The following is a 294-nucleotide window of genomic DNA, read 5'->3' on the forward strand; positions in this document are numbered from 1 at the left end:
GATCATCTGGCACGCCGGCAAGCTGCTCGCCCTCAAGGAGGCGGCGCTCCCGTACGAGCTGGACCCGCTGACGCTGGAGACGAAGGGCGTCTGCGACTTTTCCGGGCAGATCCCCGGCCGTACCTTCACCGCCCACCCCAAGCACGACCCGCGCACCGGCGAGCTGATCGCCTTCGCGTACAACGCCAGCGGCAGGCCGGACAAGCAGATCCACATCCACGAGATCGCATCCGACGGCAAGGTCACCCGCTCCCAGACCTTCGAGGTGCCCTACTCCTCGATGGTCCACGACTG

1 protein-coding gene is annotated in these 294 nt (G+C 67.0%); it reads left to right on the forward strand.

From position 1 onward, the window contains the following. A partial coding sequence (locus IF54_RS0139165) for a carotenoid oxygenase family protein (protein ID WP_030327594.1) occupies positions 1–294 on the forward strand: 294 nt, incomplete at both ends.

Origin of the sequence: Streptomyces sp. NRRL B-3229, assembly GCF_000719505.1 — a bacterium.
Classification (GTDB): Bacteria; Actinomycetota; Actinomycetes; order Streptomycetales; family Streptomycetaceae; genus Streptomyces; species Streptomyces griseorubiginosus.